Below are 6,990 nucleotides of genomic sequence, written 5' to 3' on the forward strand. Positions count from 1 at the left end.
ATTGGGGATGAGTTTTGTTGTCGGCATTAAAAAGTATAACAATGGCAATTTACTCGAAGCACTCGAACGCATTATCATGTCTCTATGGGGCGTGAGAATATTTTTTATTGCAATCTCGATCGGCTTAATTATTATTTTAGCAATTGTAGATAGACGGTTGCGATCGAATCGCGATCGATCGATATTTTGGTGGATGAGCTTATTTTCATTCCTCGCTATTTTACCCAATGCACCCTATATTCTCACCGATATTATTCATTTCTATGAGGCAGTCCGTACTTTAGATTCTGTGTGGGCAATCACACTAATTATCGTGCCGATTTATATTTTATTTATTGGAGTCGGGTGGTTTTCTTATGTCTGCTCGCTAGTTAATATCGATCGATACTTACAAAAACATCAGCTCGATCGCTACATCAGCATAGCTGAGTTGAGCTTACATATATTGTGTGCGATCGGTATTTACATCGGGCGATTTCTAAGATTTAATAGTTGGAGCTTAGTCACACAACCCAAATATTTTTTGAGTATTTTGCCAGGTGAATTAATCGGTAAATTGCCCTTGGTAGTAATTTTATTGACATTTTTAATTATTACCATTTTATATGGTATCTGCAAACCGATAATGGTCAAGTCATCTCTCTACAGTCACTAGTAATCTTGGACACAAATTAAGAACTCCAAACTCCGAAATCCGAACTCCCATCTCTGAACTCCCATCTCCGAACTCCCCCGATCCTGACCTACGGTATATGCTATGATCTTGATATTTAAACGATATTCCGATCTAAATACAGTAGATTCTTGAGAAATAACATGATGACCGTCAACCAGCAGGTACTCAGATCGATTGCCGGATTGCTTATTGGTACGGGTTTGAGCCTGTCTCTGGTGGCTTGCGGCAACCAGTCAACAACTAATACTTCAGGTGCTGGAGCGAAAAAAGATGTCGAAATTACCTTGGTAGGCTATGCTGTGCCCAAAGCCGCTCACGATCGCATCATCAAAAAGTTTGTCGCTAAATGGCAACAGGAACACAATCAAAAAGTAACATTTAAACAGACTTATGGTGGTTCTGGCTCTCAAACCCGTGCTGTCATCGATGGTTTACCTGCGGATGTGGTGCATTTGGCTTTAGGTGGAGATGTCAATAAATTAGTTCAAGCTTCATTAGTCGCCAAAGATTGGGACAAAAAGTTACCAAATAATGCCATTGTGGCTAAATCTGTTGCAGCAATTATTACCCGCCCTGGTAACCCCAAAAATATTAAATCATTCGCAGATCTGGCGCGTCCTGATGTCAAATGGGTAACCGCTAATCCCAAAACTTCTGGTGGTGCGCGGTGGAATTTCTTAGCTCTATGGGATAGTGCCATTAAAGCAGGGGGCAATGAAGCCAAAGCCACAGAATTTGTCACCACTGCTTTTAAAAATGTTGTTGTCCAGCCCAAAGATGCACGAGAAGCCACAGATGCCTTTGCCAAACAGGGGCAGGGAGACGCACTTTTAAACTATGAGAATGAAATTCTCTTTGCCAAAGAAAGAGGTCAATCACTCGATTATGTAGTGCCAGATGTAAATGTTTCGATCGATACTCCAGTTGCAATTGTCGATAAAAATGTCGATAAACACGGCAATCGAGAGGTAGTCGAAGCCTTTGTCAAATATATGTTTACACCTGAATCGCAAGCCGAATTTGTGAAGTTAGGTTATCGTCCTGCGCCAACATCGGCATCAGATCCCCGTTTCCCACAGGTGAAAACATTAGGCACCATCGCAGAATACGGTGGATGGAATGATTTTCAGAAGAAATTCTTTGATGATGGCGGTGTTTACGACAAAATTGAAGCTGGGAAAAAATAATTGACCTAGATACTACACCAGAGGTAATTTTATATGTCTCTCCCCTCGAACGCCGATCGAAAAAGTGGATTATACTCGATCGATATTCATATTCCCGCACAACTGCATCAACAACCCGTGCTGGCGACACTTATTGCCAATTACAACCTAATTATCAATATTCGAGCCGCCGTATTAGATCGAAAAGCCACAGGCGGTGGCTGGTTCAATCTCAGTTTGGAAGGTGAAGATTGCGATATCGACAACGCGCTTGACTACCTGAGAAATTTAGGAATCGAAATTTTCGCGCATAGTTCTGGTTCGCTAGTTGGCGATCTCGATCTAGCTCCTGCTAAGGCGGAGGCGACTCAGTTGTAGAATACTAATACTGGTTAGGTTTGTACAATATTCTGCGTTCGATATTGTCATTATTTTTCTGACGATCGCCAAGCAACAGCCAACTTATAACTACCCTATGAGCAACGTTATTCCAGCCCGGATTGTCAAACCAAAACCCGCTTGGCGACAGTGGTTCGATCGTATCCGCAATTTATCGTGGACTTGGCGATTTACTTGGTTTTACTTGAGTGCGATGCTGTTTCTGCCCTTGGGGGCAATGTTCGCTAAAGCGGGTAGCGATGGCTGGGCTAAGTTTTGGGACGTAGCAACAAGTCCGATCGCGTTATCGACGTATGATGTTACTTTTACGACTTCGTTGATTGCCTCATTAATTAATGGTTTGTTTGGCACCGCGATCGCGTGGGTGATGGTGCGGTATGATTTTCCTGGTAAACGGATCGTCGATGCCTCGATCGATCTGCCATTTGCCCTGCCGACAGCCGTGGCGGGGCTGACTTTGGCAACAGTCTACAGCGAGAATGGCTGGATTGGCAGTTTATTCGCGCCATTCGGGGTCAAAATTGCCTTCACGCGGTGGGGCGTAGGGATGGCGATGTTATTCATCTCGCTGCCATTTATCGTTCGTACCGTTCAACCCGTACTAATTGAGATGGAACGAGATATCGAGGAAGCCGCCTGGTGTTTGGGTGCATCGGACTGGCAAACTTTTCGACAAGTAATTTTGCCACCATTATTACCATCAATTCTCACGGGGATGGCTTTAGGTTTTTCGCGGGCGGTGGGCGAATATGGATCGACAGTAATTATTGCTTCTAATACACCATTTAAAGATTTAATCGCGCCTGTTTTAGTCTTCCAAAGATTGGAACAGTATGACTATGCCGGGGCGACAATAATTGGCGTAATTTTACTCGGAATTTCGCTAGTAATGCTGCTGGGTATTAATATTTTACAAGCATGGGGACAGCGTTATGAAGACTAATAATATTCCTGACAATGCATTAGTGCGTCAAGGCCCCGATCGCCAGCAACTTAATTTAATTCCAATTATTTTAATTTGCTTATCGCTGGCTTATATTAGTCTGATTGTTTATATTCCGGCAATTAATGTTTTTTACCAAGCATTTCATAAAGGAATCGAGCCATTTTTAGCTAATTTAACCAATCCAGATTTTCTGAGTGCGGTGAGAATCACGCTATTGCTGGCTTTAATTACCGTCCCGATTAATACAATATTTGGGTTGTGTGCGGCTTGGTCGATCGCGCGGCATCAATTTCCTGGACGTACCTTATTATTAAGTATTATCGACCTACCACTATCGATTTCCCCAGTCGTTGCTGGCTTAATGATTATGTTACTCTACGGTCGTCAGGGCTGGTTTGGCGGCTGGTTGCAGGAGCGGGGGATCGATATTGTATTTGCGTTTCCAGGAATGGCTTTGGCGACGGCTTTTGTGAGTATGCCATTTGTGGTGAGAGAAGTAATTCCCGTCTTAGAAGAAACTGGCACAGATCAGGAAGAAGCCGCTAGAACTTTAGGCGCAAGCGATTGGCAGATTTTCTGGAGAGTAACGCTACCAAATATTCGCTGGGGTTTAATGTATGGAGTATTGCTCACAAATGCCCGCGCGATGGGCGAATTTGGAGCTGTATCGGTAGTCTCTGGAAATGTCGCTAATACGACTCAAAGTTTGCCGCTATTCGTCGAGGAAGCTTACAAGCAATACGACACCGAAGCCGCTTTTTCTGCCGCCGTTTTACTCGCTTTACTCGCCGCTGTAACTTTGGTTATTAAGGAAGTTTTAGAAAGTAAAACCAAGATTAAGGATAAGTCGTAGGTTGGGTTTCACATTCGTTCAACCCAGCCGACAGATCTAAAACTTCCAGAACCTAAAGCCCAAAGCCTAAATATAATACATCGGACTATTCTGTCTCTGAGTTTCTAACGTCTTTGCTAAATCTTGAAGTGTATAACTTTGCAAAATCTCATTTACCGAATCTTTAATGCCTGTAAATGTTTGGACGATGACGGTTTTTTCGAGCGTATTGGGTGTAGCCGGATCGACTTTTTTACGATCGCCATTACCTTCGATCGCAATTACTACATCTAGTAAAGTAATTTGCCACATTTCTTTAGCAAGTGAATAGCCGCCTTTCATGCCTCGTTGACTGGAGAGAATTCCATGACGCTTGAGGAGAGTGAAAATCTGATCGAGATATCGCTCTGGCAATGCCTGACTCGCAGCAATCTCATTCACCTTGAGTGGTTTACCTTGTGCTTGACGATCGGCGATTTCTAGCAGCGCAACTAAAGCATATTCTAGTCGAGAAGACAGTTCCACGAGCATTTTAATGAGATAATAGTTTTAAGATATCACGGTTTCCCGCTCGATTTGCAGTAGTTGTAATTAGGGTTTAGGTGTTAGGTTTTAGGGTTGAGGATCTACAATTCACGTAACGTCGATCGATTAGGGTATCTGTCAACTGTTAACTTATTATTTATAGGTATTTGGAACGGTGGGTATATCAGTAAAAAATGTAGCGAAACAGTTTGGCAGTTTTCAGGCTGTCGATGATGTCAGTTTAGAGATCGAATCGGGTGCGTTGGTGGCATTATTGGGGCCATCGGGGTCGGGTAAATCGACGCTGCTGCGGCTGATTGCAGGGCTAGAAACCCCCGACAGCGGTACGATTTGGCTCACGGGAACCGATGCGACTTATCAGAGCGTTCAGGAGCGAAATATCGGCTTTGTGTTTCAGCATTACGCACTGTTCAAACACATGACGATTCGGGAAAATATCGGCTTCGGTTTGAAGATTCGCAAGGCGAGTCCAGCGCGGATTAAAGCCAGAGCGGATGAGTTGCTAGAACTAGTGCAGCTAGCGGGATTGGGCGATCGATATCCCTCGCAATTATCGGGCGGACAAAGGCAGCGAGTAGCATTAGCGCGATCGCTGGCAGTCGAACCTAAGGTATTGTTGTTAGATGAGCCGTTTGGGGCGTTGGATGCCAAGGTGCGAAAGGATTTGCGCGCTTGGTTGCGCCGTCTCCACGATGAAGTGCATGTAACGACGGTATTTGTGACTCACGACCAGGAGGAGGCGATGGAAGTAGCCGATAAAATCGTGGTGATGAATAAAGGTCAAATCGAGCAGGTCGGTACTGCGGCGGAGATTTACGATCGACCAGCGAGTGCATTTGTGATGAGCTTTATCGGCCCAGTTAACGTATTGCCCAGCAGTGCCGATATTTTCCAAAACAATGGGTTTGAAGCCAATCATCCCCAAGTATATCTTCGTCCTCAGGATGTCTCGATCGCGATCGAGCCAGATGCCACCACCGCCGTGGCAACAGTCAATCGGATTATTCATTTAGGTTGGGAAATTCAGGCAGAATTGCTGCTAGCTGACGGTCAAATTATTTCCGCCCATCTGACCCGCGATCGATTTGACGAGCTACAATTAGAAGCCCAGCAAACCGTATACGTAAAACCTAAGGAATCTAAATCTTTCCCACTATATTACTCGATTTAACTCGATTTATTTTACCTAGATTATTTGCGGTTTTTCTGAAATTCAACAACGATAATCCGTGCATCTGTCCGCACTCGATCGAGTTCATCGAGGATAATTTCTAGTGCCCGTCCTGGTTTGAAACTACCCGATCCGGCTCCAATAATTGGCAAAGCAACCGATGTGAAATTATGTTCGTTAACTAAGCGGATAGTATTTCTGACCGATCCGCGAATCGATTTTTCAGAAGCGCACCAAAACATATTAATACCCGCAACGTGAATAATGGCTCGATACGGCAGTTTTCCGGCTGAGGTAAGTACGGCTTGTCCGAGTGGAATTGCCCCAAATTTTCCTAATTCGCGAAAAGGTTGCAATCCACCACGTTTTTTAATCGCACCAGAAACACCTTGTGGCAATAACAACCACCAGGGAATGATATTCCGATTCCAGGCATTGACGATGAATTCGACTGGTTGGTCGAGTAAGTCACCACGGACGATTTCTGCTGACATTTATGGTTGTGGTACGATCGAGGATTCGATCCTTAATATGCCCGCTTTCTAATCGAGAATAACGTCCGAAAGCACCGATAAAAAGCCAATTCGCTCCCCTACTAAATACAGTAAGGAAAGCGAGTAAAGATAATGAGTTTACACGATTGGCTGATGGCGATCTACAGGATGAGATCTCGCTACCAGTAAGGTTTAGTAGCGTTTGTAGCGAGGGCTAGCAGTATTACGCTGGGAGTTATCGACATTAGTTTCGCCGATTTGAGTAGTCCGGTTGAACTTACCTTGAACGTCGGTAGCTTGGTCGGTGACGATCGAAGTACCAGTATTACCGGAACCAGTGCGACCGAATTTGCTGTTATTAATATTAGTGAAGCTACCTTGAGTAGTGTCGTTACCTACGCCATTGACAACAGAAGTTTGGATGGTTTTCACATCAGTTGCAGTGTCAGCGTGAGCGGGGAGAGAGAAACCGATGGTAGCCAAGCCTAAACCAACAACTAAAAGAGATTTAACGTTCATGATGGAGATTCCGAATTAAGTAGTAAAGTGAGTAACTAAAATTGAGGAGTTAAGTGCAAGTGTGGCGATTGTTAGGAATAGAGATCGCCACACTAGGAAGATTTAGTAGCGTTTGTAGCGAGGGCTAGCAGTATTACGCTGGGAGTTATCGACATTAGTTTCGCCGATTTGAGTAGTCCGGTTGAATTTACCTTGAACATCGGTAGCTTGGTCGGTGACGATCGAAGTACCAGTATTACCG

9 protein-coding genes are annotated in these 6,990 nt (G+C 44.2%); 6 read left to right on the forward strand and 3 right to left on the reverse strand.

The window, feature by feature from the left end; all coding sequences use genetic code 11:
• The 5 genes from RMO79_RS07275 to cysW all read left to right on the forward strand — a co-directional run.
• A partial coding sequence (locus tag RMO79_RS07275) for a DUF1361 domain-containing protein (RefSeq protein ID WP_310482447.1) occupies nucleotides 1–655 on the forward strand: 655 nt, incomplete at its 5' end.
• Between the two features lie 164 nt (nucleotides 656–819).
• Complete coding sequence (locus RMO79_RS07280) at nucleotides 820–1,863, forward strand: sulfate ABC transporter substrate-binding protein (protein WP_396136550.1); 1,044 nt, start codon at nucleotides 820–822, stop codon at nucleotides 1,861–1,863.
• 33 nt (nucleotides 1,864–1,896) lie between these two features.
• Entirely contained in the window at nucleotides 1,897–2,220 is a 324-nt protein-coding gene (locus RMO79_RS07285; protein ID WP_310482449.1) for an NIL domain-containing protein, read from the forward strand.
• Nucleotides 2,221–2,317: 97 nt separating this feature from the next.
• Complete coding sequence (gene cysT, locus RMO79_RS07290; protein WP_310482450.1) at nucleotides 2,318–3,184, forward strand: sulfate ABC transporter permease subunit CysT; 867 nt, start codon at nucleotides 2,318–2,320, stop codon at nucleotides 3,182–3,184.
• The gene (gene cysW / locus RMO79_RS07295; protein WP_310482451.1) at nucleotides 3,174–4,040 is read left to right on the forward strand and encodes a sulfate ABC transporter permease subunit CysW; all 867 of its coding nucleotides are present in this window, start codon (nucleotides 3,174–3,176) and stop codon (nucleotides 4,038–4,040) included. Before cysT ends, cysW begins: the two co-directional genes overlap by 11 nt.
• 66 nt (nucleotides 4,041–4,106) lie before the next feature.
• Here the strand turns inward: cysW and RMO79_RS07300 are convergent, their stop codons facing one another.
• Entirely contained in the window at nucleotides 4,107–4,550 is a 444-nt protein-coding gene (locus RMO79_RS07300) for an Rrf2 family transcriptional regulator (protein ID WP_310482452.1), read from the reverse strand.
• Nucleotides 4,551–4,719: 169 nt separating this feature from the next.
• Here RMO79_RS07300 and RMO79_RS07305 point away from each other — a divergent pair, with 169 nt between their 5' ends.
• A complete protein-coding gene (locus RMO79_RS07305) occupies nucleotides 4,720–5,736 on the forward strand; it encodes a TOBE-like domain-containing protein (protein ID WP_310482453.1) in 1,017 nt (338 codons plus the stop codon).
• Between the two features lie 20 nt (nucleotides 5,737–5,756).
• Here the strand turns inward: RMO79_RS07305 and RMO79_RS07310 are convergent, their stop codons facing one another.
• Entirely contained in the window at nucleotides 5,757–6,230 is a 474-nt protein-coding gene (locus tag RMO79_RS07310; protein ID WP_310482454.1) for a macro domain-containing protein, read from the reverse strand.
• Between the two features lie 192 nt (nucleotides 6,231–6,422).
• On the reverse strand, nucleotides 6,423–6,749 hold the full coding sequence (locus tag RMO79_RS07315; protein ID WP_310482455.1) for a hypothetical protein: 327 nt from the start codon (nucleotides 6,747–6,749) through the stop codon (nucleotides 6,423–6,425).
• Between the last annotated feature and the right edge of the window lie 241 nt (nucleotides 6,750–6,990).

This window comes from Chamaesiphon sp. VAR_48_metabat_403 (assembly GCF_031422475.1).
Classification (GTDB): Bacteria; Cyanobacteriota; Cyanobacteriia; order Cyanobacteriales; family Chamaesiphonaceae; genus Chamaesiphon.

What these genes read in the sequence shown, in the direction of transcription:
- RMO79_RS07280 (WP_396136550.1), top strand. Translation starts at nt 820, where the DNA reads ATGACCGTCAACCAGCAGGTACTCAGATCGATTGCCGGATTGCTTATT.
- RMO79_RS07285 (WP_310482449.1), top strand. Translation starts at nt 1,897, where the DNA reads ATGTCTCTCCCCTCGAACGCCGATCGAAAAAGTGGATTATACTCGATC.
- cysT (WP_310482450.1), top strand. Translation starts at nt 2,318, where the DNA reads ATGAGCAACGTTATTCCAGCCCGGATTGTCAAACCAAAACCCGCTTGG.
- cysW (WP_310482451.1), top strand. Translation starts at nt 3,174, where the DNA reads ATGAAGACTAATAATATTCCTGACAATGCATTAGTGCGTCAAGGCCCC.
- RMO79_RS07300 (WP_310482452.1), bottom strand. Translation starts at nt 4,550, where the DNA reads ATGCTCGTGGAACTGTCTTCTCGACTAGAATATGCTTTAGTTGCGCTG.
- RMO79_RS07310 (WP_310482454.1), bottom strand. Translation starts at nt 6,230, where the DNA reads ATGTCAGCAGAAATCGTCCGTGGTGACTTACTCGACCAACCAGTCGAA.
- RMO79_RS07315 (WP_310482455.1), bottom strand. Translation starts at nt 6,749, where the DNA reads ATGAACGTTAAATCTCTTTTAGTTGTTGGTTTAGGCTTGGCTACCATC.